At 74.8% G+C, this 24022-nt stretch carries 24 protein-coding genes; 11 read left to right on the top strand and 13 right to left on the bottom strand.

What is annotated here, in order from left to right; genetic code table 11:
* Positions 1-28: 28 nt before the first annotated feature.
* Positions 29-310: a DUF1905 domain-containing protein gene (locus ACI79S_RS09050; protein WP_456593116.1), complete on the top strand. Its 282-nt coding sequence runs from the start codon at positions 29-31 to the stop codon at positions 308-310.
* Here the strand turns inward: ACI79S_RS09050 and arfB are convergent.
* The 3 genes from arfB to yidD are packed head-to-tail and all read right to left on the bottom strand — an operon-like array spanning position 307 to position 2332.
* Complete coding sequence (arfB, locus tag ACI79S_RS09045) at positions 307-747, bottom strand: alternative ribosome rescue aminoacyl-tRNA hydrolase ArfB (RefSeq protein ID WP_456593115.1); 441 nt, start codon at positions 745-747, stop codon at positions 307-309. The genes ACI79S_RS09050 and arfB overlap by 4 nt on opposite strands.
* 22 nt (positions 748-769) lie before the next feature.
* Positions 770-1792 (bottom strand): phosphotransferase, encoded by a 1023-nt coding sequence (locus ACI79S_RS09040; protein ID WP_456593114.1) that lies wholly within the window; start codon positions 1790-1792, stop codon positions 770-772.
* 54 nt (positions 1793-1846) lie between these two features.
* Positions 1847-2332, bottom strand: a complete 486-nt coding sequence (gene yidD, locus ACI79S_RS09035) for a membrane protein insertion efficiency factor YidD (RefSeq protein WP_456593113.1) — start codon at positions 2330-2332, stop codon at positions 1847-1849.
* Positions 2333-2364: 32 nt separating this feature from the next.
* Between yidD and mmuM the strand changes: the two genes are divergently transcribed.
* Positions 2365-3261 carry a homocysteine S-methyltransferase gene (gene mmuM, locus ACI79S_RS09030; protein ID WP_456593112.1) on the top strand — a complete coding sequence of 299 codons (897 nt, stop codon included), beginning with the start codon at positions 2365-2367 and terminating at the stop codon, positions 3259-3261.
* Positions 3262-3342: 81 nt separating this feature from the next.
* Here mmuM and ACI79S_RS09025 read toward each other — a convergent pair whose 3' ends face one another.
* Positions 3343-4200, bottom strand: a complete 858-nt coding sequence (locus ACI79S_RS09025; RefSeq protein WP_456593111.1) for an SDR family oxidoreductase — start codon at positions 4198-4200, stop codon at positions 3343-3345.
* 213 nt (positions 4201-4413) lie between these two features.
* Positions 4414-4545: a hypothetical protein gene (locus tag ACI79S_RS09020; protein ID WP_456593110.1), complete on the bottom strand. Its 132-nt coding sequence runs from the start codon at positions 4543-4545 to the stop codon at positions 4414-4416.
* 171 nt (positions 4546-4716) lie between these two features.
* Here ACI79S_RS09020 and ACI79S_RS09015 point away from each other — a divergent pair, with 171 nt between their 5' ends.
* Together ACI79S_RS09015 and ACI79S_RS09010 are read left to right on the top strand one after the other, a co-directional pair.
* Positions 4717-7263: a DEAD/DEAH box helicase gene (locus tag ACI79S_RS09015; RefSeq protein WP_456593109.1), complete on the top strand. Its 2547-nt coding sequence runs from the start codon at positions 4717-4719 to the stop codon at positions 7261-7263.
* Between the two features lie 245 nt (positions 7264-7508).
* Complete coding sequence (locus tag ACI79S_RS09010; protein WP_456593108.1) at positions 7509-7898, top strand: universal stress protein; 390 nt, start codon at positions 7509-7511, stop codon at positions 7896-7898.
* 15 nt (positions 7899-7913) lie between these two features.
* On the opposite strand, the gene mgtE is transcribed toward ACI79S_RS09010, so the two are convergent.
* A complete protein-coding gene (mgtE, locus tag ACI79S_RS09005) occupies positions 7914-9245 on the bottom strand; it encodes a magnesium transporter (protein WP_456593107.1) in 1332 nt (443 codons plus the stop codon).
* Positions 9246-9383: 138 nt separating this feature from the next.
* Between mgtE and ACI79S_RS09000 the strand changes: the two genes are divergently transcribed.
* Both ACI79S_RS09000 and ACI79S_RS08995 read left to right on the top strand, forming a co-directional pair.
* A complete protein-coding gene (locus ACI79S_RS09000) occupies positions 9384-10163 on the top strand; it encodes a sulfite exporter TauE/SafE family protein (RefSeq protein ID WP_456593106.1) in 780 nt (259 codons plus the stop codon).
* Positions 10160-10927, top strand: coding sequence for a sulfite exporter TauE/SafE family protein (locus ACI79S_RS08995; protein WP_456593105.1), 768 nt, complete (start codon positions 10160-10162; stop codon positions 10925-10927). The genes ACI79S_RS09000 and ACI79S_RS08995 overlap by 4 nt, the downstream gene beginning before the upstream one ends.
* A 70-nt stretch (positions 10928-10997) precedes the next feature.
* On the opposite strand, the gene ACI79S_RS08990 is transcribed toward ACI79S_RS08995, so the two are convergent.
* The 3 genes from ACI79S_RS08990 to ACI79S_RS08980 all read right to left on the bottom strand — a co-directional run bounded on the left by ACI79S_RS08990 (position 10998) and on the right by ACI79S_RS08980 (position 14340).
* Positions 10998-11531 carry a hypothetical protein gene (locus ACI79S_RS08990; RefSeq protein ID WP_456593104.1) on the bottom strand — a complete coding sequence of 178 codons (534 nt, stop codon included), beginning with the start codon at positions 11529-11531 and terminating at the stop codon, positions 10998-11000.
* A gap of 152 nt (positions 11532-11683) precedes the next feature.
* Positions 11684-13351, bottom strand: a complete 1668-nt coding sequence (locus ACI79S_RS08985; protein ID WP_456593103.1) for an alpha-amylase family protein — start codon at positions 13349-13351, stop codon at positions 11684-11686.
* On the bottom strand, positions 13348-14340 hold the full coding sequence (locus ACI79S_RS08980) for a TIGR03885 family FMN-dependent LLM class oxidoreductase (RefSeq protein ID WP_456593102.1): 993 nt from the start codon (positions 14338-14340) through the stop codon (positions 13348-13350). Before ACI79S_RS08980 ends, ACI79S_RS08985 begins: the two co-directional genes overlap by 4 nt.
* A gap of 136 nt (positions 14341-14476) precedes the next feature.
* Between ACI79S_RS08980 and malQ the strand changes: the two genes are divergently transcribed.
* Positions 14477-16306: a 4-alpha-glucanotransferase gene (gene malQ, locus ACI79S_RS08975; RefSeq protein WP_456593101.1), complete on the top strand. Its 1830-nt coding sequence runs from the start codon at positions 14477-14479 to the stop codon at positions 16304-16306.
* Between the two features lie 72 nt (positions 16307-16378).
* Here malQ and ACI79S_RS08970 read toward each other — a convergent pair whose 3' ends face one another.
* Positions 16379-19009: an ExeM/NucH family extracellular endonuclease gene (locus tag ACI79S_RS08970; protein ID WP_456593100.1), complete on the bottom strand. Its 2631-nt coding sequence runs from the start codon at positions 19007-19009 to the stop codon at positions 16379-16381.
* Positions 19010-19196: 187 nt separating this feature from the next.
* Between ACI79S_RS08970 and ACI79S_RS08965 the strand changes: the two genes are divergently transcribed.
* The 4 genes from ACI79S_RS08965 to ACI79S_RS08950 all read left to right on the top strand — a co-directional run bounded on the left by ACI79S_RS08965 (position 19197) and on the right by ACI79S_RS08950 (position 21045).
* Complete coding sequence (locus ACI79S_RS08965; protein ID WP_456593099.1) at positions 19197-19487, top strand: hypothetical protein; 291 nt, start codon at positions 19197-19199, stop codon at positions 19485-19487.
* Positions 19488-19565: 78 nt separating this feature from the next.
* Complete coding sequence (locus ACI79S_RS08960; RefSeq protein ID WP_456593098.1) at positions 19566-19766, top strand: hypothetical protein; 201 nt, start codon at positions 19566-19568, stop codon at positions 19764-19766.
* Positions 19767-19906: 140 nt separating this feature from the next.
* Positions 19907-20233, top strand: a complete 327-nt coding sequence (locus tag ACI79S_RS08955) for a hypothetical protein (RefSeq protein WP_456593097.1) — start codon at positions 19907-19909, stop codon at positions 20231-20233.
* On the top strand, positions 20221-21045 hold the full coding sequence (locus ACI79S_RS08950; protein ID WP_456593096.1) for a DUF998 domain-containing protein: 825 nt from the start codon (positions 20221-20223) through the stop codon (positions 21043-21045). The genes ACI79S_RS08955 and ACI79S_RS08950 overlap by 13 nt, the downstream gene beginning before the upstream one ends.
* Before the next feature lie 11 nt (positions 21046-21056).
* Here the strand turns inward: ACI79S_RS08950 and ACI79S_RS08945 are convergent, their stop codons facing one another.
* From ACI79S_RS08945 to ACI79S_RS08935, 3 genes are all read right to left on the bottom strand, one after another.
* Positions 21057-22082, bottom strand: coding sequence for an Acg family FMN-binding oxidoreductase (locus ACI79S_RS08945; RefSeq protein WP_456593095.1), 1026 nt, complete (start codon positions 22080-22082; stop codon positions 21057-21059).
* Between the two features lie 104 nt (positions 22083-22186).
* Positions 22187-23122: a DMT family transporter gene (locus ACI79S_RS08940; RefSeq protein ID WP_456593094.1), complete on the bottom strand. Its 936-nt coding sequence runs from the start codon at positions 23120-23122 to the stop codon at positions 22187-22189.
* A 104-nt stretch (positions 23123-23226) separates the two neighbouring features.
* A complete protein-coding gene (locus ACI79S_RS08935; RefSeq protein WP_456593093.1) occupies positions 23227-23973 on the bottom strand; it encodes an SDR family oxidoreductase in 747 nt (248 codons plus the stop codon).
* Positions 23974-24022: the final 49 nt, after the last annotated feature.

Below are 24022 nucleotides of genomic sequence, written 5' to 3'. Positions count from 1 at the left end.
TGTCGCCACGGGAACGGTCGGTAGGGGTATGAGCACCCCTGGAGCCCTCGACGTCACCTTCACCGCCCCGATCGAGAAGGACGGCGCGTTCCCCACCTACCTCGAGGTGCCGGACTCCGCCGAGCTGCTGGGCACCCGCCGGGCGGTGAAGGTGACCGGCACCGCCGACGGGCACGCCTTCGCGGCCACCCTCATGCCCTCGGGCACCGGCCCGCACTGGCTGCCCCTGCGCGCGGCGATCTGCTCGGCCATCGGCAAGAGCCACGCCGGCGAGGAGGTCACCGTGCACCTGCGGCAGCGGCTGAGCTAGTCCCAGGAGCCGCGCTGCTTCTTCAGCTGGCCCCGCTGCTTCTTCGCCTGGATCCGGCGCTCCTGCGAGCCCCGGGTGGGCTTGGTCCGCCGCCGGGCCGGCGCCGGCGGGGCCAGCGCGGCGCGCAGCACCGCCGCCAGCCGCTCGCGGGCGGCCTGCCGGTTGCGCAGCTGCTGGCGGTGCTCGCTCGCCGCGATGGTGAGGACGCCGTCGACCAGCCGGCTGCCGAGCCGGGAGGCGAGCCGCGCCCGCTGCGGGTCGGTCAGCCCCGGCAGGTCCAGCGGGCGCACCGAGAGCTCGACCCGCGAGTCGGCGGTGTTCACGCCCTGCCCGCCGGGGCCCGACGACCGGGAGAACCGCCACGACAGGGCGGCCGCGGGCACGACGACGGACCCGGTGACGGGGAGGTCACCGGCGGCGTCGTCGGTCAGCGGCACCCCACCAGTCTGGCCGACCCGGTCAGCGACCGGTCGACAGCGGGCCCGGGGCCAGGTGCTCGGCGGTCCAGCCGGCCACCTGGCCGGCCCACTCGGCGCGTTCGGCCGGGTGCACGCCGCGCAGGATCCGGCGCCAGGTCAGCGCCCGCTGCAGCGGCGCGACGTGGAGCGCCAGGTCGCACTGCCGCCGCAGCTCCTCGGCCGCACCGAAGTCGAGCCACTGGTCGAGGTAGGCGTCGCGCAGCCGCCGCAGCGCCGGGTCGCCATCCGGCAACCGGAGCACGCGACCGGCGAACCGCAGGGCGACCAGCAGCACGAGGAAGGGGTGGGCCACCGAGGCGTCCCCCCAGTCGAAGAAGCGGTGCCGGCCGCCGCGGACGAACACGTTCGCATCGTGCAGGTCGTCGTGCTGCACGGTGGGCGGCAGGCCGCTCCCGGCGAGCTCCCGGCAGGCCTCCGCGTACTCGCCGAGACCGGCCAGGACGCGGGCGCGGACGTCCGCGGCGAGGCCGTCCGGGCGGCCGACCCGCTGCGCCTCGTCGTCGGCCAGCAGGTCCTCGACCAGCTCCGGCAGTCGTTCCGGTCGGTGGTCGGGCACGCCCAGGCACACCAGCTCGTCGGCGTGCTGCGCCACCTCGGACTGCAGGCGGGCGTGGTCGGCGAGCATCGACGCCCACGCGGCGGGCTCGGCCGAGCCGGCCCCGCGGAGCGTCGGCCCGCCGTCGGGCAGGAGGAGCAGCCGTCGCTCGCGGTCGGCCGCCAGCGGCACCAGCACCCGCTGCGGCACCCAGCGCCCCAGCGCTTCGGCCAGCACCGGCTCCTGGACGGAACCGGGCCCCACCGACTTCAGCCAGACCACGCCCCCGCCCCGCACCGGGATGCGGAAGGCGGTGGACCAGACCCGCACGTGCACCTGCTCCGGCGGGCCGGCCGGCTCGAGCCCCGCGCGCCCCAGGCGAGCCGCGACCCAGCCCACGGCGGCGGCGCGCCAGGCGTCGTCGCACCACGTCGAGGTGCCGGACGTCGCGCCGTCCCCGGGGTGCACCGCCGCACCGTAGGCGACTCCCCTCCTGCTGCCCAGCCGGTTTCCGGCGAGCGATCAGGCGGGCACCGGATCGGCACCGGGGGCCGCACCGGGGCGGCAGCGCACGAGGCGGCGGAGGGTCAACCAGGAGCCGCGCAGCGCGCCGTGGGTCTCGAGCGCCTCGATCGCGTAGGCCGAGCACGTCGGGGTGAAGTGGCAGCACGGCCGGCGCTTCGGGCTGATCTCCCGCTGGTAGTAGCGGACGGCGGAGACCAGGCGGGCCGTCGCGCCGCTCCCCTGCCGGCCTGCCCGGATCGCCGGCAGCGACCGCGGTGCCACGAGCAGCAGATCCATGCCGCAGCCGACGGCGTTGGCCAGGCAGCAGCCGGTGTTGAGGAACAGCAGGTCGCGCAGGCACGAGTCGTTGCGGCGTCCGTAGCCGTAGCCGGGCGGCGGCCCGTACCCCCGGCGGTAGTGGCCCGCGTAGTGCCCGCGGTACCCGCCGCCGTACCGGGGACGCCGCCGACGGGGACCCCAGCCGCTGCTCCAGATGAACACCATGGACAGCCCTGTACCGCGGGATCATCGAAGGCATGCCTCCACTGGCCGATGCGCTCGCCGCCGGACCCGTCCTCCTCGACGGGGGCCTGTCCACCGAGCTGGAGGCGCGTGGCCACGACGTCTCGTCGGCGCTGTGGTCGGCGCGGTTGCTGCGGGACGACCCGGCGGCGGTCGTGGCCGCACACGCGGCGTTCGCGGCCGCGGGTGCGCAGGTGGCCACGACGGCCAGCTACCAGGCCACCGTGGCGGGCTTCGCCGCCGCCGGCGTGGACGCGACCGAGGCGCGGCGGCTGATCGCGTCGTCGGTGGCGCTGGCCCGGGAGGGTCAGGCGACGGGGTGGGTGGCCGGCTCGATCGGACCGTACGGCGCGATGCTCGCCGACGGCTCGGAGTACACCGGCGGCTACGCCTCCGAGATCGGCGTAGCCCGGCTGCGGGAGTTCCACCGGCCGCGGATGGCGCTGCTGGCCGAAGCGGGCGCCGACGTGCTGGCCTGCGAGACGGTGCCGGCCGCCGCCGAGGCGGAGGCCCTGCTGCTGGAGGCGCAGGCACTGGGCGTGCCGGTGTGGCTGTCGCTCACCACGGTGGTGGACGACGACGGCGTCGCGCGCACCCGCCGCGGCGAGCGGGCGGCCGACGTGTACGCGATGGCCGCGGACGTCGACGAGGTGATCGCGGTCGGCGTCAACTGCACCGCGCCGGACGCCGTCCTCCCCGCGGTGCGCGCGGCCGCCGGCAGCGGCAGACCGGTCGCCGCCTACCCCAACAGCGGTGAGGCGTGGGACGCCGCCGCCCGGCGGTGGACCGGGACGCCGGGGATCGCGCCGGACACCACCCGGGAGTGGCTGCCCGCGGGCGTGCGGCTGGTCGGCGGCTGCTGCCGCGTCCGCCCCGCCGCGATCGCCGTCCTCGCCGCGACGATCAGGTGACCTGATCACGAGGGGTCCTGGCTCACGACCGGTGGTGAGCCAGGACCCGGAACGATCAGGTCACCTGATCATCAGGGGCGGTCACAGGATCGGGCGACCGCCGGTGACGGCGACCCGCGCGCCGGAGACGTAGGAGGCCTCGTCGCTGGCCAGCAGCACGTAGACCGGCGCGAGCTCGGCCGGCTGGCCGGCCCGACCCAGCGGTGTGTTGCCGCCGAAGCTCTCCACCTTCTCCTCGGGCATCGTCGAGGGGATCAGCGGCGTCCAGATCGGGCCGGGCGCGACGCTGTTGGCCCGGATGCCCTTCTCGGCGTAGAGCTGCGCCAGGCTGGCGGTGAAGTTCGCGATGCCGGCCTTGGTCATCGCGTAGGCGATGAGGTTCGGGCTCGGGTTGTCCGAGTTCACCGACGACGAGTTGATGATCGAGGCGCCCGGCTGCATGTGCGGGATGGCGTCCTTGGTGAGGGTGAACATCGCCGAGAGGTTCGTGGCGACGGTGAAGTCCCACTCCTCGTCGGAGATCTCCTCCAGCGAGTCGTGGCTCATCTGGAAGGCGGCGTTGTTGACCAGGATGTCCACCCGGCCGAACTCCTCGACGGCCTTCGGGATGATCGTCTTGCAGTGCGCCCGGTCGGAGATGTCCCCCGGCACGAGCACGCACTTCCGGCCGGCCTGCTCCACGTACTTCGCGGTGTCCTGCGCGTCCTCGTGCTCGTTCAGGTAGGAGATCAGGACGTCGGCGCCCTCGCGGGCGAAGGCGATGGCGACGGCGCGGCCGATGCCGCTGTCCCCGCCGGTGATGACGGCGGCCTTGCCGGTGAGCCTTCCGGAGCCCTGGTAGCTCTCCTCGCCGTGGTCGGGCTTCGGCGTCATCTCACCGAGCGTGCCGGGGACGTTCTGCTGCTGGGCGGGCTGGGTCTCGGGACGGGGCGATGACATGACGGTCCTCCGCGGCGTTCGGGAGCGGGCGCAGGCCCCTGCGGCCCGCACCTCCTCGTCCGCGCGCTACCCCGGCAGGACCCCGCGGAACCGGCACGTGCCGGCTCCGGACAGCACACGACCCGGGCGGTGGGAGAGGCGCACGTCGCTGTGCACCCCTCCTACCGCCCGGGTCGGGTCTCCGTCACGTCCCGGGGAGGGGGTGTCCCTCCGTCACGCCGCGCGGGCCACCGGGGCGTGGTCGGCCGTGGCGCCGAGCGGCACCCAGCGCATCTCGAGCCGACGCCGGCCCGCGGGGTCGGTCACAACGGTCCACCGGCACTCCGGGCAGAAACGTTCACGCATGGTCTCAGCCACCTTCCGTTCACCTGTTGTTCACCTTCCTCTCCGATTACGACGCACGTCACACCTCACCGCACCCCTTGTTACCGGATCGTGACCATCGTGCGGACACGAACCCGCAGCCGGACCTGGATCAGCGGAAGCGGGAGGCCGTCGGGCACGCTGGTAGCCCTGATGACCACGACCGCCGCTCCTCCCCTGCTCGACGACCCCGCCGACCTCTCCGCGCTGCGCGCGAGCGGCGGCGACCCCGACGAGCTGTTCGCCGCCTTCGCCGCCTGGGCCGAGGCCGGCGGCACGCCGCTGTACCCGGCGCAGGAGGAGGCGCTGATCGAGCTGGTCAGCGGCGCCAACGTCGTCCTGGCGACGCCGACCGGCTCGGGCAAGTCGCTGGTGGCCACGGGCGCGCAGTACGCGGCCCTGGCCGCCGGCCGGCGCAGCTACTACACCGCACCCATCAAGGCGCTGGTCAGCGAGAAGTTCTTCGCTCTCTGCGGGATCTTCGGCGCGCAGAACGTCGGCATGCTCACCGGTGACGCGGCGGTGAACCGGGACGCGCCGATCATCGCCTGCACCGCCGAGGTGCTGGCCAACATCGCGCTGCGCGAGGGCGCCGAGGCCGACATCGGCCTGGTGGTCATGGACGAGTTCCACTTCTACGGCGACCCCGACCGCGGCTGGGCCTGGCAGGTCCCCCTGCTGGAGCTGCCCGAGGCGCAGTTCCTGCTGATGAGCGCCACGCTGGGCGACGTCACCTTCCTCCGCGAGGACCTCACCCGCCGCACCGGCCGGCCGACGGCGCTGGTCGCCAACGCCGTCCGGCCGGTGCCGCTGCACCACTACTACGCCACGACGCCGATGCACGAGACGATCCAGGAGCTGCTGGACACCCAGCAGGCGCCGGTGTACGTCGTCCACTTCACCCAGGCCTCGGCGCTGGAGCGCGCGCAGGCGCTCATGAGCGTCAACGTCTGCAGCAAGGAGGAGAAGGCCGCGATCGCCGACATGATCGGCGGCTTCCGGTTCTCCTCCGCCTTCGGGACGACGCTGTCGCGGCTGGTCCGCCACGGCATCGGCGTCCACCACGCCGGGATGCTGCCCAAGTACCGGCGGCTGGTGGAGCAGCTGGCGCAGGCCGGGCTGCTCAAGGTCATCTGCGGCACCGACACCCTCGGCGTCGGCATCAACGTACCGATCCGCACCGTCGTCTTCTCCGCGCTGAGCAAGTACGACGGCACCCGCACCCGGCTGCTGCAGGTGCGCGAGTTCCACCAGATCGCCGGCCGGGCCGGCCGCGCGGGCTACGACACCGCGGGCACCGTCGTCGTCCAGGCGCCGGAGCACGAGGTGGAGAACCTCAAGCAGTTCGCCAAGGTGGCCGACGACCCGAAGAAGCGCCGCAAGCTGGTGCGCAAGAAGGTGCCCGACGGCATGGTGCCGTGGAGCGAGGCGACGATGAACCGGCTGGTCGAGGGCGAGCCGGAGAAGCTGACCAGCCACATGCGGGTGACGACGGCGATGGTGCTCGACGTCGTCGACCGGCCCGGTGACCCGTTCGCGGCGATGCGCCGGCTGCTCACCGAGAACCACGAACCCCGCAAGAAGCAGCTGAAGCTCATCCGCGACGCCATCGGCATCGCCCGCTCCCTGCTGCAGGCCGGCGTCCTGGAGCGGCTGCCCGAGCCCGAGCCCGACGGCCGCCGCTACGACCTGACGCTGGACCTGCCGCCGGACTTCGCGCTCAACCAGCCGCTGTCGACGTTCGCGCTGGCCGCGATCGACCTGCTCGACCCCGACTCCGACACGTACGCGCTCGACGTCGTCAGCGTCATCGAGGCCACCCTCGACGACCCCCGGCAGATCCTGTCGGCGCAGCTGAACAAGGCCAAGGGCGAGGCCGTCGCCCAGATGAAGGCCGAGGGCATCGAGTACGACGAGCGGATGGAGCTGCTCGAGGAGGTCAGCTACCCCAAGCCGCTGGAGGAGCTCCTCGGCCACGCCTACGACGTCTACCGGCAGAGCAACCCGTGGGCCGCCGACGGGCAGCTGTCACCGAAGTCGGTCGTCCGGGAGATGTGGGAGCGGGCGTTCACCTTCCGCGAGTTCGTGAACACCTACGGCCTGACCCGTGCCGAGGGAGCGGTGCTCCGCTACCTCTCCGACGCGTTCAAGGCGCTGCGCTCCGGCGTGCCCGCCGCGGCGCGCACCGAGGAGGTCACCGACCTGGTCGAGTGGCTCGGCGAGCTGGTGCGCCAGGTCGACTCCTCGCTGCTGGACGAGTGGGAAGCGCTGACCGACCCCGCGGAGGGGCCGGTGGCGGAGGTCGCCGTCCCCGCCCGGCCGCGCCCGCTGACCGGCAACGAGCGGGCGTTCACCGCGATGGTCCGCAACGCGCTGTTCCGCCGCGTCGAGCTGTGGGCCCGCCGCCGCTGGTACGACCTGGGCGAGCTGGACGCCGGCTCCGGCTGGGACGCCGACCGCTGGGGCGAGGTGGTGCAGGCCTACTTCGCCGAGCACGACGAGGTGAACACCGGGGCGGACGCGCGCGGCCCCGCACTGCTGATCTGGGACAAGCGCCCGGACGTCTGGCGGGTGCGGCAGATCGTCGACGACCCCGAGGGCAACCACGACTGGGGTCTCGACGTCGAGGTCGACCTCGAGGCGTCCGACGAGGAGGGCGCGGCCGTCCTCCGCCTGGTCGACGCCGGCCGCAAGGACTGAGCCCGCTCAGGCCGGTGCGGTGACCCCGACCCCGCCGCCGTCCGGCTCGTCTACGCCGATCGCGGCTCGACGACCTCCTGCTGGGCCGCATCGTCGCGCACGCCTGATCGGCGCGCTCGGACCGACCGGCGCGATCCGCTCCGTCGCCGAGGCTCTCGGCGGTTTCCTCACCCGGGAAGCCGGGGACACTGCTCGTCGACCTCGCGCTCGTCCTCGACCCCCGACCGTCCCGCCAAGGAGCCAGCATGACCGTCCTCGTCGGATTCGTCCCCACGCCGGAGGGGCGCGCGGCGCTCGACGCCGGGATCGCCGAGGCGGCCCGCCGCGGCGAGGGAGTGCTGGTGCTCAACTCCGCGCGCGGCGGCGCCCCGGTCAGCGTGGAGGTCGCCGACGAGGACACCGTGCGAGACATCACCGCACGCGCCGAACGGGCCGGCGTCGCGCTCGAGCTCCGGCAGGGGATGCGCGACGGCGAGGCGGCCGACGAGGTGCTGCGCGTCGCGCGGGAGGTCGACGCCTCGGTGATCGTGATCGGGCTGCGCAAGCGCTCCCCCGTCGGCAAGCTCCTCATGGGCAGCAGCGCGCAGCGGATCCTCCTGGACGCCGACCGCCCCGTCCTGGCCGTGAAGCCCTGAGCCGGCCCGCGGCCGTCAGATGCCGAGCACCGCGCGCGCGATGAGGAAGTAGACGATCAGGCCGGTCGCGTCCACGAACGTGGTGATGAACGGCGCGCTGACGACTGCCGGGTCCACCCCCACGCGCCGGGCGAGCATCGGGGTCAACGCGCCGGCGGTGGTGGCGAGCGTGCAGACCACCAGCAGCGCGGAGCAGAGCACCACGGCGATCTCCACCCCCACCAGCCAGGCGGCGGGCGCGAAACCCACCAGCCCGAGCAGCGCGCCCAGCAGCGCGCCGGTGGCCATCTCCCGGCCCACCACGCGCGGCAGGTCGCCGAACCGCACGTCACCGACGGCCATGGCCCGGATAACCGTGGTCGCCGCCTGCGCACCGGTGTTCCCCCCGGTCCCGATCAGCAGCGGGACGAACAGCGCCAGCGCCACCACCTCGGCCAGGACGTCCTCGAAGTAGTCGAGCACGTTGACCGTCAGGGTGGCCGCGGCGATGAGCACCAGCAGCCAGCCGACGCGGCTGCGCGCCAGGCCCACGACGCCCGCCGTCAGGTAGGGCCGGTCGAGCGGTTCGGCGCCGCCGGCACGGGCGATGTCCTCGCTCTCCTCCGCCTCGAGCACGCGCATGGCGTCGTCGACGGTGAAGAGCCCGACCAGCCGGCCCTCCCGGTCGACCACCGGCACTGCGACCAGCCCGTGGTCGCGCAGCACCCGCGCGGCCACCTCCTGGTCGTCCTCGGTGCGCACCACCACGGGCTCGCTCATCACGTCGTCGACCGGCGCCTCGGGATCGCTGACGAACAGCCGGCGCAGGGACACCACCCCGACGACGCACCGTCCCGCCCCGACCACCGGCAGGGCGTAGATCGTCTCGGCGTGCGGCTCCTCGCGGCGGGCGATCGCCAGCGCGTCCGCGACGGTGCTGCCCACCGGGACGGAGACCACCTCGGGCGTCATGCGCCGGCCCGCGGACTCCTGGGGGTACCCGAGCAGCTCCGTGGTCATCGCGCTCTCCCGGGCATCGAGCCCGGAGAGCAGCCGCGCGGCGACGGTGGCCGGCAGCTCGTCGAAGAGGTTCGCCCGGTCGTCGGGGTCCAGCCCCGTGATCAGCTCCCGGGTCGACTCCTCCCGCAGCGTGTCCAGCAGTTCCCGCTGGAGCGAGGGGTCGAGGTTCTCGAACACCGCCAGCGACCGGTCCTTGGGGAGCAGCCGGAACACCACCGCCCGCGTCGTGGGATCGACCCGTTCCAGCTCGTCGACCGTGCCGGGGACGTCCAGCGCTTCGAGCACCTCGCGCAGCGCGCGCGGATCACCGGCCCGGGCGAGCTCGGCGAGATCGGCGGTGGCATCCATGGCCCCTGTCTACCGGCCCCGGCCGGGGTCCTGCCCACCAAGAGCCGATGAGCACCCGTAGGGCGGCGCGGCGACGATCACACCCGTCCACCCGCCCGGGCGGGGTCCGGGCGTGCCAGGCTCGTCGGCGATGACCGCATGACCGTGTGGGAGATGGTGGCCGTCGCGGCGGCGGGCGTCGCGGCCGGCGGCATCAACGCCGTCATCGGTTCCGGGACGCTGGTCTCCTTCCCGGTGCTCGTCGGGGTGGGCATCGCCCCGGTCCCGGCCACGATCAGCAACTCGCTCGGCCTGATCGCCGGCAACCTGACCGGCTCGATCGGCTACCGGCGCGAGCTGCGCGGGCAGTGGCCCCTGCTCCTGCGGCTGGTCCCCGCCTCCGTCCTCGGCGGCCTGACCGGTGCCTTCCTGCTGCTGCACCTGCCCGCCGCGACGTTCGAGGCGGTGGTGCCGGTGCTGATCGCGCTCGCCGTCGTCCTGGTGGCCGCGCACCCGCTGGTCCGGCGCCGGCTGGCCCGGCGCGGGACGGACGAGCGACGCACGCCCCGCATCGGCCCGGGACGGCACGCGGCCCTCGTCGGCACCGCCTACCTGACCGGCACCTACGGCGGCTACTTCGCCGCCAGCCAGGGCGTGATCCAGATCGGCGTCTTCGGCTTCCTGCTGCGGGAGCCCCTGCAGCGGCTCAACGCGCTCAAGAACGTGCTGACCCTGACGGTGAACTCCGTGGCGGCCGGCGCCTACGTGGTGGTGGCCACCGACCGGGTGGTCTGGTCGGCGGCCGGGCTGCTGGCCGGTGGCTCGCTGGTCGGCGGGCACGTCGGCGCCCGCTACGGCCGGCTGCTGCCCGAGCCGGTCCTGCGGACGGCGATCGTCGTGCTGGGCGTGGTGGCGATCGGGGTGCTCGTCTCCCGATGAGCGTCCTCGAGTTCCTCTTCCTCGTGGCCGCCGGCGTGGGGGCCGGGCTGACCGGCAGCATCGCCGGGCTCGCCTCGCTGGTGAGCTACCCCGCGCTGCTGGCCACCGGCCTCCCCCCGGTCGCCGCCAACGTCACCAACACCGTGGCGCTCGTGCTGAACAGCGCCGGGTCGGTCAGCGCCTCCGGGCCGGAGCTGCGCGGCCAGGGACGACGGGTGGGGCGGCTGGCCGTGGGGGCGGTGCTGGGCGGCGCCGGCGGCGCCGCGCTGCTCCTGCTCACCCCGTCCGCGGCGTTCGAGCGGATCGTCCCCTGGCTGGTCGCCGGGGCGTCGCTGGTGCTGCTCCTGCAGCGTCCACCGCGCGAGCTCGCCGTCGAGGGGATCGCCGCGCAGGCGGCGACCCCCGACCCGCGGTGGCTGCCGGTGGGCACCTTCGCCGTCGCCGTGTACGGCGGGTACTTCGGCGCCGCCGCCGGCGTCATGCTGCTCGCGCTGTTCCTGCTCGGCACCGGCGAGGGGCTGGCCCGCAGCAACGCGCTGAAGAACGTCATGCTCGGCATGGCCAACGCGGTGGCCGCCGTCGCCTTCGTGGTGCTGGCCCCGGTCGCCTGGACCGCGGCGCTGCCGCTGGCGATCGGGCTGTTCGGCGGCGGGCGCCTGGGGCCGCGCGTCGTGCGCCGGGCCCCGCAGACGCTGCTGCGCCGGCTCATCGCCCTGGCCGGCCTGGGGCTCGCGGTCCACCTGGGCGTCCAGGCCTACCGCTGAACCCCCCGGCGGGAGTACGCCGATCGTGGTCAGGCCGCGCCATGACCACGACCGGCGCACACCGGCTCGGTCAGCGGGCGACGTAGGCCGAGAGGAACAGCACGAAGGCGCTGACCAGCAGCAGCAGCCGGGCGGGGGTCAGCCCGTTCACCAGCCCCGCCGTCGCCTCCACCCACTGCGGCCGCACCCCGGCCTCCCGGGAGCGCTGGCGCACGATCCGCACCTCGTCGGCGAGCAGGACGCCGGCGGCGCCGAGCAGTCCGAGGCCGACGACGGCGAACGCCAGCGCCAGCCGGTCGTCGAAGGCGTCCGCCGACCCCGCGAGCAGCAGCACGACGACCAGGCCGAGGAACAGCCCGAGCAGGCCGCCGGCGACCGGGGCCCAGGGCCCCATGACGGTCATCGGTCCGCGCCGTGGCTTGCGGGGGGCCGGACGCACGTTCACCGGCGCGGTGGCGTGCCCGACCGCGGGCGTCTCCCCCGGATCGTCGGTCGGCGTCGGTCCGGGCAGCGGCGGGACGGGCCCGGCAGCTCCCGCTGCGGTGGCGCCGGCGCCGTCGGCGCTCGGCTCGGGCAGGGACATGGTCTGGTCACGTTCGCTCATCGCACTCACCTCACCGGCCACGCTAGGCACAGCCGCCCCGCGAACGCCGCAGGACACCCCGCCGCCGCGACGTGGGTCATCCCTCACCGTCCCGGAACACCGGACCGCAGGTCAGCGCGTGACCGGGCGGGTGCAGCCGGCCACCGCCACGCTCACAGCAGCCGGCGGCTCCCCTGCCGCACCACCCGCAGCCAGCGGTGGCCGTATCCCTCCAGCGCCAACTCGACCGCGCCGTCGTCGCCCACCTGGGTGGCGCCCTCCTGCAGCAGGTCGTGCAGCCCCGCACCGCCGAGGGCGGGCAGCCGCAGCGGCACCGTGCAGGGCTCGGAGCCCAGGTTGTGGACGGCGATCAGCGCGCCGTCGTCCCAGGTGCAGCGGTGCGCCAGCACGGCTGCGTGCGGCTGGTCGAGCAGCTCGAAGCTCCCCCAGCCCAGCTCCGGCGACTCCCGGTACCGGCGGATCAGCAGCTTCATGTACGACAGCAGCGAATCGGGATCGCGCCGCTGGTCGGCGACGTTGACGAACTCGGGGGCGAACCCGCCGCGGACCACGGGTCCGGGCAGCCGGTCGGGCTCGGCCGTGGAGAAGCCGCCGTTGACCCCGCCGTCCCACTGCATCGGCGTCCGCACCGACTGCCGCCCGTTCGCGGAGAGCTCCTCTCCCATGCCGATCTCCTCCCCGTAGAAGAGCACCGGGGTGCCCGGCAGGGAGAACATGAGGCTGTAGACCAGGCGGATCCGGCGCGGGTCGCCGGCCAGCATCGGCGGCAGCCGCCGGCGCAGCCCGCGGCCGTAGAGCTGCATCCGCGGGTCCGGGCCGAAGGCGGCGAAGACCTCCCCGCGCTCGTCGTCGGAGAGCTTGTCGAGGGTCAGCTCGTCGTGGTTGCGCACGAACGTGGCCCACTGGGTGTCCGAGGCGACCGACGGCCGCGCCCGCAGGGCCTCGGTGAGCGGGCCGGCGTCGCAGCGCGCCAGGGAGAGGTACATCGCCTGCATGCCGACGAAGTCGAACTGCATGGTCAGCTCGTCGCCGTCCGGGCCACCGAAGAACGTCACCTGCTCCTCGTAGGGCAGGTTCACCTCGCCGAGCAGGATCGCCGGCCCCGTCCGCCGGGTGAGGAACCGGCGCAGCGCCCGCATGTACTCGTGCGGCTCCGGCAGGTCGCCGGCGTCGCCGTGCTGGGTCTCCAGGAAGTACGGCACCGCGTCCACGCGGAACCCCGACAGCCCCAGCTGGAGCCAGAACCCCATGATCTTGGCGATCTCGTCCCGGACCCGCGGGTTGGTCACGTCCAGGTCGGGCTGCTCCTTGTAGAAGCGGTGCAGGTACCACTCCCCCGTCTCCTCCGAGAGCGTCCAGATGCTGTCCTCCTGGTCGGGGAAGACCACCTGGTCCCTGGTGTCCGGCGGCTCGTCCGCGCGCCACACGTAGAAGTCGCGGAACGGGGCGTCGGTGCTCCGGCGCGCCGACTCGAACCACGGGTGGTGGATGGAGGTGTGGTTCACCACCAGGTCGGCGATCACCCGGATACCGCGGTCGTTCGCCGTCCGGATCACCTCGACCAGGTCACCGTGGGAGCCCAGCCGTGGGTCGACGCCGTAGAAGTCGGTGATGTCGTAGCCGTCGTCGCGCTCGGCGGTCGGGTAGAAGGGCATCAGCCACAGGCAGGTGACGCCGAGGTCGGCCAGGTGGTCGATCCGCTGGGCGAGGCCCGCGAAGTCGCCGCAGCCGTCGCCGTCCCAGTCCAGGTAGGTCTCGACGTCGAGGCAGTAGACGACGGCGTTCTTCCACCACAGGTCGCTGGTGTCGGTGATCCTCACGCCCGCACCGCCTCCACGGCGCCCGGGGCGGTGACCCCGAGCTGCGGCAGCACGTGCTCGCCGAACGCGTCCAGGAACGGCCGCTGCTCCTTGCCGACGTGGTGCAGGTACACCGCGTCGAAACCGAGCTCGAGGTACTCCTGCAGCCAGGTGGTGTGCTGCCCCAGGTCGGCCGACACCCGGACCGCCCCGGTGACGTCGCCCGGCCGCACGTGCGCGCTGGCCTGCTCGAAGGCCTCCGGGCTGTCGAGGTCCCAGCACAGCGGCGGGGGGAAGACGTTGCTGCGCCACTGGTCGTGCGCGATCGCCAGCGCCCGGTCGGGGTCGGGGTCCCACGACAGGTGCACCTGCAGCGCGACAGTGCCCCGCCCCCCGGCGTCCCGGTAGGCGGCGACCACCTCGCGCAGCTTGTCGTGCGGCTGGTTGATGGTGACCAGCCCGTCGGCCCACCCGGCGGCGTCGCGGGCGGTGGCCACGCTGACGGCGGGGGCGATCAGGGCGGGCTGCAGGTCGGGGAGGGTGTAGAGCTTCGCGCGGTCGACGGTGACCAGCCCGTCGTGGCTGACCTCCTCCCCCGCGAGCAGGGCGCGGATGACCGCCACGCACTCGCGCAACCGGGCCTCGCGCACCGCCTTGCGCGGCCAGGTGTCGCCGGTGACGTGCTCGTTCATCGCCTCGCCGCTGCCCAGGGCGACCCAGAAGCGCCCGGGGAACATCGCGCCCAGGGTGGCGATCGCCTGGGCCACGATCACCGGGTGGTAGCGCTGCCCGGGCGCGTTGACCGCACCGAAGGGCAGCGACGTCGTCGCCATCGCCGCCCCCAGCCACGACCACGCGAACCCCGACTCGCCCTGCCGCGGGTTCCAGGGGGTGAGGTGGTCCGAGCACATCCCAGCGGTGAAGCCGACCTCCTCGGCGTGCCGGACGGCGTCCAGCAGTGCGGCGGGGTGCACCTGCTCGTGGGAGTTGTGGAAACCGATCACCGGCATGGCCCGATGCCTACCCGACTCCCGGCGGCGCGGCCACGTGGGACGGGTCGGGGTCGGCCGCCGTCCGGCGCCGGACGAGACCGGCGCCACGCCGGTCCGGACTGCGAGGCGGGGCGCGCCCGGCGAGGATCGCGGGGTGACGACGAAGCCGACCACCGACGACTGGGGCATCGATGCGAGCTGGCTGGACGCGCTGGACGAGGAGCACCAGGTAGCCCAGGAGACGATCGAGCAGCTGCGCGCCGTCATCGGCGAGCCGCCGGCCGACCTGGAGGACCGGGCGCCGATCGTCGCCCGCCCCGGGGACGCGCTCGAGGTGGACGAGGCCGACGTCGTCTGCGAGGACGGCGAGGTGCGGCACATCGACGGCGAGCTGCCCCCGGACTTCCCGCTGGGCTACCACTGGCTCCAGTCCGCGGAGGGGCCCCGCCGTCGGCTGATCGTCTCCCCCGGACGGTGCTGGCTGCCCGAGAACCGCGCCTGGGGCTGGGCGGTGCAGCTGTACGCGGCCCGGAGCCGGGACAGCTGGGGCATCGGCGACCTGGGCGATCTGCGTGCCCTGCGGCAGATGGCCACCGAGCAGGGGGCCGGGTTCCTGCTGATCAACCCGCTGCACGCAGTCGCCCCCATCGCCACCCAGGAGGCCAGCCCCTACCTGCCGGCCACCCGCCGCTTCCGCAACCCGCTCTACCTGCGGGTCGCCGAGGTGCCGGGTGCCGACGCGGTCGACCTGGAGGCCGACGCCGGCCGGGCGCTGTCGGAGGGACCGCTGATCGACCGCGACGCGATCTGGGCGCGCAAGCGCGAGGTGCTCATGCGGATCTTCTTCGCCCACGGCGGCGGGGAGGCCTTCGCCCGCTGGCGGGAGGAGCGCGGGCAGACGCTGCAGGACTGGGCGACGTGGGCGGCGATCACCGAGGAGCACGGCGCCGACTGGCACGCCTGGCCCGAGGAGCTGCGGCGCCCGGACGGCCCGGCCGTCGCGGCCTACGCCGAGCGGCACGGCGCCGTCGTGGCCTTCCACGCCTGGCTGCAGTGGGCGCTGGAGCTGCAGTTCACCGCCGCCGCCGAGGGCATGACCGTCGTCCAGGACCTGCCGATCGGCTTCGCCGGCGGCGGCGCGGACGCGTGGACGTGGCAGGAGGTGCTGGCCGACGGGGTCAGCGTCGGCGCGCCACCGGACGCGTTCAACTCGGCCGGCCAGGACTGGGGCTCCCCGCCGCTGATCCCCTGGCGGCTCCGCGACGCCCACTACGAACCGTTCATCCAGTCGATCCGGGCCACCATGGCCGGTGCCGGTGGCCTGCGGATCGACCACGTCATGGGGCTGTTCCGGCTGTGGTGGGTGCCGGCCGACGGCAGCGCGGCGGACGGCGCCTACGTGCGCTATCCGGCCGAGGACCTGCTGAACATCGTCGCCCTGGAGAGCCACCGCGCCCGGGCGCTGGTGGTGGGTGAGGACCTCGGCACCGTCGAGGACGGGGTCCGCGAGGCGATGGCCGAGCACGGGGTGCTGTCCTACCGGCTGCTGTGGTTCGAGGACGACGCCCCCGCGGAGTGGCCGGCCGAGGCCATGGCGGCGATCACCACCCACGACCTGCCGACCGTGGCGGGGCTGTGGACCGAGGCCGACGTCGACGAGCAGCGGGAGCACGGCACGGGCACCGAGGAGGAGCTGGAGCGGGGCCGGAGGTCGCTGCTGGCGCACCTCCCGGGGCTCTCCGACGACGCCACGGTCGAGCAGGCGGTGGAGCAGGCGCACGCCCTGCTGGCGACGGCGCCGTCGTTGCTGCTGTCGGCGACGCTGGACGACGCCGTGGGTGAGCAGCGCCGGCCGAACATGCCCGGCGCCGACGACCGGCCCAACTGGTCGCTGCCGCTGCCGGTGCTCGTCGAGGACCTGCCGGCGCACCCGCTGCTGCAGACGATCGCCCGCACCCTCGCCGAGGGCGTCGGCAGCGACTGACCCGCCGGACGCAACCGGCGCGGCACCTCCTCGGGGAGGTGCCGCGCCGGCGCGCGTCAGGGACCGGTCAGGTCAGGACTCGACGCCGTCGGGCGTGTGGCTCCCGGTTCCACGCCCCTGGTCCAGCCGGTCGGCGCCCGGGCCGCCGACGAGCGCGTCGCTGCCGTTGCCCCCGTCGAGCCGGTCGTCGCCGAAGCCGCCGGACAGCACGTCCTCGCCGTTCTCCCCGGCGATCCGGTCGTCCCCGGCGCCGCCGCAGATGACGTCGTCGCCGTTGCGGCCGCGGATCTTGTCGTTCCCCCCGAGGCCCATGATCACGTCGCGGCCGTTCGTCCCGCTGAGGACGTCCTTCCCCGCCGTGCCCCGGATGGTCGGCAGCAGGCCCTGGCAGCGCTCCTCCAGGTCGATCCCGAGCACCAGCGGGTCGTGGTCGCTGGAGCGGTACGGGTCCGGCGCGTAGAGGGCCGGGTCGCCGGTGTACTGGTAGGCGAAGGACTCGACCGCGTTGATGTTCCAGTGCGTGACGCCGGTGACCTTCGCGGTCAGCTCGGCCGTGGCCAGCGCGTGGTCCAGGGAGCCCGACATGTCGTCGTACACGTAGCTGTACGAGCCCTCGACGAACCGCAGCCCCAGGTCGGTCCAGCCGGCGTCCTCCAGGAGCTGGATCGGGTCCTCCTGGGTGTAGGCGTTGAGGTCGCCCATGAGCACGACGTCCCGGTCGCCGGAGGCCTCCGCCAGGTCCGCGGCGAACTGCGCGAGGGACGCCGCCTGCCGGACGCGGTCGCCGTTCCAGGCACCCTGACCGTCCCCGGAGTCGACGTTGTCGCCCTCGGGCTGGCCCGGGCTCTTGGACTTGAAGTGGTTGGCGACGACGGTGAACGCGTCACCGTCCTTGACGAAGGTCTGGGCGATCGGCTCGCGGGCGTTGTCCCAGACGTCCTCGTCGACGAGGCCGACCGGGTCGCCCACCGGGAGGACGACGTCGTCCTGGTAGATGACCGCGTTGCGGATCACGTCGCGGTCGACGGCGTACAGCTCCGCCGGCAGGGCGACGTAGCTCCACTTGGCGTAGCCGGCCGCCTCGTTCAGCCGGCGCACCAGGTCGGCGAGCGCGGTGTCCGCGTTGCCGGGCGTGAGGCCGGTGGAGTCGGTGTCCTCGATCTCCATGAGGGTGACGACCTCGGCATCGAGGGCCTCGATGGCCGGGACGATCTTGCCCGCCTGCTTCTCGAGCTGCTCGGCGCTGCGCGCGCCGCGGCCCTCGCCCCCGAAGGTCAGGAAGTAGTTCAGCACGTTGAAGGCGCCCAGCCGGACGTCCCCACCGACCTCCTCGGGAGCGGCCGGCCGGGTGTTCTGCGGCGCGAAGACACCGTCGGCGGTGCCGTCGGCCGGCTGCAGCCGCCACTGGTCGAAGCCGTAGCCGAGGACCAGCGGCTCGGTGAACGTCAACTCGTCGCCGACCCGGACCGGGGTCCGCGGCGACAGGTAGGGACGCGTGGTCACGCTGACCCGCGCGCTCACGCCGTCGTCCAGGACGATGCGGCGCAGGGCGTTCCCGGCGGCGATCGCCGCCGCCTCGGCGGTGCCGGGCCGGGCGAGCTCGGTCGGCTGCACCAGGATCCCGCCCTCGGCGAGGGTCAGCTCGCCGTAGCTGGTCAGGTCGTACACCTCGCTCACGGTGAGGGTGTCGACCGGCGCGACGCGCATGCCCTCGACGCGCTCGCGGGCGGCGTCGTCGGCCGGCAGGTCCAGCGGCGTGGCCTCGGGCAGGTCACCCGCCGTCCCCTTCGCGCAGACGGCGACGTCCTCGCCGGAGCTGATCTGGGTCTGGCCGAAGTACTCCTGCGCCTGACCGGTCACGGCGACCGTGTCGCCGAGGTCGACCGCGACGGGGCTGAACACGAAGACGCCGTCGGAGGTGGCGGCGTCGCCGTCGCCGTCGGCGTCCTGGAGGTAGAACCCGGAGAGCCCCGCCACGTCGCCGACGACGGTGCCGCGCACGGTGACCTGCTGCCCGGCCAGCGGGGTCTGCGCGCCGGTCCCCTGGACCTCGCCGATCTCGTGGGTCGCGGGGAGGTCGCACACCTCGCCGGAGGCCGGCGGCGGGTCCACCGGACCGGGGGCCGCGGAGTTCACCGCGCCCCGGGTGGCTGCGGCCGGGCCGGACCAGAGCAGCGAGCCGGTGGCGGCGTCGTAGCCGCGCGACAACGACTGCCCGGCCGGCTCGCTGCCGTCCTCCGAGACACCGATGTCGGTGCTGGTCAGCCCGTCCGCGGGGCCGCTCGCCGCCGTCATGCCCCCCTCGTAGGAGAGGAACTCCAGCACCTCGTCGCCACGGACGAGCGCGAGCCCGTCGGGCGCGCCGTTCTGGACGCCGTTCGACGCGTACTCGATCACCGCGACCGCCGGCGCGTCGGCCGGCGCGGTGACGGCGGGCAGCGCGTCGGTGTCGTAGACCGCGCCGTTGCTGCCGTTGTAGAGGACCACGGACAGCCCGGCGGAGCTGGTGCCCGCCGGGAGCTGCACCTCGACGAACTCGCCGACGTCGGTGCCGGCGTTGTCGTAGTGGATCTCGGACACGAACGGGCCGGTGGGCGGCGCGGCCTGGGCCAGGGACGGCAGGCCGAGCGTGGTGAGGGAGACGGCGACGACGCCGAGGGTGCTGCAGCGCGCGAGACGCGCGCCACGAGGACGCAGGAGCACGGGGGTCCTTCCGGAGGAGGAACGGAACTCGGCGACCGTAGAGCTACCCGGTGACAGCACGGCCTACGCCAGGTGACCGGGCCGTGACAGCGAGATGGGGCGCCTTCCCACCGCGGCAAGGCGCCCGCGCCGCGTCGTGTCGAACGTCTGTTCGATCCCGTGGCAGACTGCCGGTATGGCCGGCGGCATGCATCCAGGACGTTCCGGTCGCCGCTCGCTGGGCGAGCGCGCGCTGGGATCGGGGGTCCGGCCGGAGCCGCCCGAGCCGCTCGCCCGCCCGGCGGCGGAGACGGCGGAGGGGCGGCACTGCTGGGTGCACGACCCCCCGGAGGCGCCCGGCACGTGGCCGGGTCTGCTGGTGGAGTGGCAGCAGCGCGGCGGCGGCTGGCACGGCCGGGTGACCTACGCCGTGGCCGGCCCGCACGGGCCAGCACTGGTCGAGGCCTGGTTGCCGGCCGCCCGCCTCGAGCCGCGGTGAGCTCCGTCCCGGTTAGCGGGCACGGGTGGGGGCTATGGCCCCTTCCGACCGCATCCCGACAGACCGGAGGACGTCACGATGACCGAACCCCACGACCGCCCCACCCTCGACGACGTCATGGAGCCGCAGGAGCACCCGACCCGGGACCGCACGCAGCACGCGAAGGACCCGCACCCGGCCGACGAGGTGCTGGAGCACCGCACCGAGCAGGAGCGGCAGGCCGTCGGCTCCGACGACGCCGACCCCGCCGGCGCCGACCTTCACTCGGCCACCGACTGACCCCGCGGTCACCCCGGCCGGCGACGCCGGCGCGGCTGCGCGCCGCCGACGTCGCCGGCTGGCTGCTCAAGAGCACCCGGCCGCCGGCGTCCGTCGACGCGGCCTGGCAGCCCGGCGCCATCCGGGACCTGGCGCGCTGCGTGCGCCGCAGCTACCGGCTCGACCTCGTCGCGGCCGGTCAGCCGGTGGTCCTGTGGGTGAGCGGGCGGGCCGCTGCCGGCGTGCACGCCGTCGGCCGGGTCACCGCCCCGGTCCACGAGACCGCGGACGGGCCCGTGATCCCGGTCCGCCTGCTCCGCCTCGACACGCCGGTGGACCGTGCCCGGTTGCGGGCCGATCCGGCCTTCGCGGACGCCGAGGTGCTGCGCATGCCGGCCGGCAGCAACCCGTCGTGGCTGTCGAGCGCGCAGCTGTCCGCCGTCCTCGACCGGGTTCCCTGCGATCAGCTGGGATCATGGCTGCCGTGACTGCCCACCGCCTCCGCTGGGGCGCCCTCGCGTGGGTGCTGACCCTGCAGTTCTTCGTGGCGGAGGCGGTGGCCCAGGCCCGCTACGCCGGGTCGTACTCCCGCACGGACGACGTGATCAGCGCCCTGGGCGCCGCCGACTCCGCCGGCCGGCAGGTGATGAACGCCTCGTTCGTCGTCCAGGCCGCCCTGATCCTGGGCGGGGCCCTGCTGCTGCTCCCCGCGCTGCGTGGCGGGGCCGCCCGCGCGGTACCCGTGCTGCTCGGCGCCGCCGCCCTCGGCGTGCTGCTCGTGGGCGTCTTCCCCACCGACGGCAACGGCACGCTGCACGCGCTCGGGGCGGTCCTGTACCTGGCCGGCGGCGGCCTGGGGCTGATCGCGCTGGCCTACGCCGTGCGCCCCCTCTCGGAGGCGCTCGGCACGACCGTGGTGCTGCTGGGCATCCTGGCCACCGCCGCGACCGTCTTCTTCCTGGCCGGCGTCACCCGGTACCTCGGGGAAGGGGGCGTCGAGCGCGCCGCGGCCTACCCGCTGCCGATCACCCTGGCGCTGACCGGGCTGGTGCTGTGGCGGCTCGGCCGCCGCGGCGACGTCGCGCCGGCGGAGTCGCCCCTGCGCGCCGCACGGGCGCAGGAGCAGGCGCGACGGGCGGAGCAGGCGCGCGCACGCGACGAGGCCCTGGAGTCCGCCGCCGGCCGCGATCGGCGGACCGGCGCGACGACCGCCGACGGACACGACGCCGACGGGCACGACGCCGACGGGGAGGACGCCGACCCCGAGGACCCGTGGGCGGCTCCCCGCCGGCACGGCTGAGCTGCCGCGGTTCAGCCCGCGGGCTCGAACCGCAGCACGTCGCCCACCGGGCGCCGTCCGCTGACCGCCGGGGTCGCTGCCCCGGGAGCCGACGGCTGCGGGTACCCGAGCCGCAGGAGCATCTGCGGGTACCCGACCAGCGACAGCCGTGACTGCATGCGCACCCGGGTCGCCGGCCAGTCCAGCGCCTGCGTCAGCGGTGAGGCGACCAGGCCGGCCGCGGTCACCCGGAGGAGCAGGCGCCCCAGGGCCCGCCCCGAGCGCAACCAGTCGGCTCGGTCGTCGCCGTCGGTACCCACGAGCACGACCGCCGGCCGCTCGACCTCCGGCGGCGGGGCCGCGGGGTCGCCGGCCGCCCGGAACGGGTGCTGCTCGCGGTGCCCGGCCACGAAGTCCCGGATCAGCCAGTTCGAGGCCCGCTCGTGGGGATCACCGCTGGGCACCGCCCCCAGCGGCACCCCGTCCTCGGCGGCCGGGTCGGTGCGCAGCCAGCTCTCCAGCTCGGCGAGGTAGGCCGGGTCCCCCTGCTCCATCTCCTCGGCCCGGGAGATGAGGAACACGGTGGCGATCTCCTCCTCCGAGCGGGTGATCGGCTTCAGCCATGCGCCGAACACCGCCGCCTCCGCCTGCAGGCGGTCGACCACGTCGTCGGGAACCGCCCGCGCCTGGAAGGGCGTCCGCACGGTGTGCCGGCGAGGGATCGCCTCGGCGAGCGCCCGGTCGTCGGCGGCCGCCTCGGCCGCGCCGGCGACCAGGATCGTCGCCAGGTGCTCCGGGTCCGCGGCGTCCGGGAGCAGCTCCACCTCGGCGGCCCTGCCCCGGGCGGCGAGGGCGACGACGACGAACTCCAGCACGGCGCCGCAGCTGATCACCTGCTGCCGGCCGCTCGGGTCGAGCACCGGGAGAGCGCGTGCCGGGTCGGCGTGGAGCTCCAGCCGGTCGGGCCGGGCGACGAACCGCCACGGCTGCGTGTTGTGGATCGACGGCGCCCGCGTGGCGGCCGCCACCACCTGCGCCCACTCCTGCTCCTCCACCACGAACCCTCCCGACCGGTCTCCACGGAGGACCACCGGCGGTGGTCCCGGTCCGTGCCTACCCCATGGCGGCAGCCGCCCGCACACCCGGTCGTCGATCGGTGCGCTTACCGCTGACCGGCCGTTCCCGCCCCCACCGGCGGAGCGCCGGCCGCGGGGACCAGCGCGGGCCGCCCCCGCCGCCGGGACAGCGCCACGCCGGCCAGGCACACCGCACCGCCGGCCACCGCCAGCAGCGGCGGCGCCTCCTCCAGCAGCAGCCAGCTGAGCAGGATGACCAGCGGGGGCACCAGGTACGTGGTGACGCCGAGGCGGCCGGCGTCCATCCGCGACAGCGCGTAGGCCCAGGTGCTGAAGGCCAGCGCCGTCGGGACGACTCCGAGGTACACCAGCCCCGCGACCGAGCCCGCGGGCGCGCGGCCGAGATCGGCCACCAGCGCGCCGGCCCAGGGCAGGCAGGCGACCGCGCCGATCGCGCACGCCGTGAAGGTGACCTGCAGGCCGGGGAGCCGCCGCAGCAGCGGCTTCTGGGCCACCACACCCACCGCGTAGGTGATCGCCGCGACCACGCACAGCGCGATGCCGATCAGATCGGCGTCCGCGCCGCGCGTACCGGCGCCGATCAGCACCACACCACCGAAGGCCACGGTGATGCCGACGACCAGCCAGCGCGGGAAGCCCTCCCCGAGCCAGAACCCGGCGAGGACGGCGATGAGGATCGGCCCGATGTTGACCAGCATCGCCGTCGTGCCGGCGTCCAGGTGCCGCTCCGCGGCGTTCAGCGCCAGGTTGTAGAGGCCGAACCAGCCGACCCCGCAGACGGCCAGCAGCCGCCACTCAACGGGCGTGGGGCGCACCCAGCCGCGGCGGACGACGAGCAGCCCCAGCACGAGCGCGCCGATCAGCAGCCGGCCGAGGGCCAGGGCGCCGGGCGAGAGGTCCTGGCCGACCGCGCGGATGCCCACGAAGGCCGATGCCCAGGCGAGCACGGTGACGACGACGGCGAGCAGCGTGCGCCCGTCCGGGGCAGCGGGAGTGGTCACGTCCGCAGAACCTAGGGCCGACTGCCGACCCGGTTCCGGCGGTTTCCGGCCGCGGCACGCGGCTGGCACCCGGGCTCCGGGAACTGGCAGGAACGCTGCGGTCCTCAGCCCCGCAGGTGCTCGGCCCACGTGCGCCGGCCCCGCCCGCCGCGGGTGGGCAGTGCCGCACCGTCGCGCAGCGCCGTGCCGAGCCGGCCCGGGACGGGGGTCGCGATCACCCGCGCTCCCGGAGCACGGACCTCCGCCCAGGTCCGCGCCAGGTCGACCACGGAGTGCTCCTCGGGTCCCCCGAACTCGACCACGCCGCCCGACGGCGGGGCGCTCACGCGCTCCACCAGGTGCGCGGCGGCGTCGGCGACGTCCACCGGCTGCACCCGCCAGCCCATGGGCACCGGCAGCAGCGGTCCACGGCGCGCCGTGCCCAGCAGCTCGTCGACGAACCCGTGGAACTGGGTGATGCGGACCAGCGAGACCGGCAGGCCCGAGGCCAGCAGCACCTGCTCGGCGGCGTACTTGGCCCGGTAGTAGCCCAGGGGAACCCGGTCCACCCCGACGATCGAGACGTGCACGACGTGCGGCGGCCGGGACCGGTCGACCGCCTCGACCAGCCGCCGGGTGCCGGCGACGTCGACCTCCCACGGGTCCCCCCGGGGGGCGCTGGCCGCGTGCACCACGACCTCCGCGCGCGCCACCGCATGCGCCAGGTCCCGCCCGGTGGCGAGGTCACCCCGCACCCCGCCGGGGCCTGCGCCCCGGCGCGACATCTGCCGCACCTGGTGCCCGGCCTCCCGCAACTGCGGCACGAGGTGCCGTCCGAGGCGGCCCGTGCCGCCGGTGACCAGTACGTCCACGAGTGCAGTCTCCCGGGCGGCACCGCGTCTCCGCACCGAGCGGCCGTCA

It is taken from the genome of Blastococcus sp. SYSU DS1024, from assembly GCF_054050795.1.
Note: the sequence above shows the minus strand (reverse complement) of the source record. Positions and strands in the feature narration are given on the sequence as shown.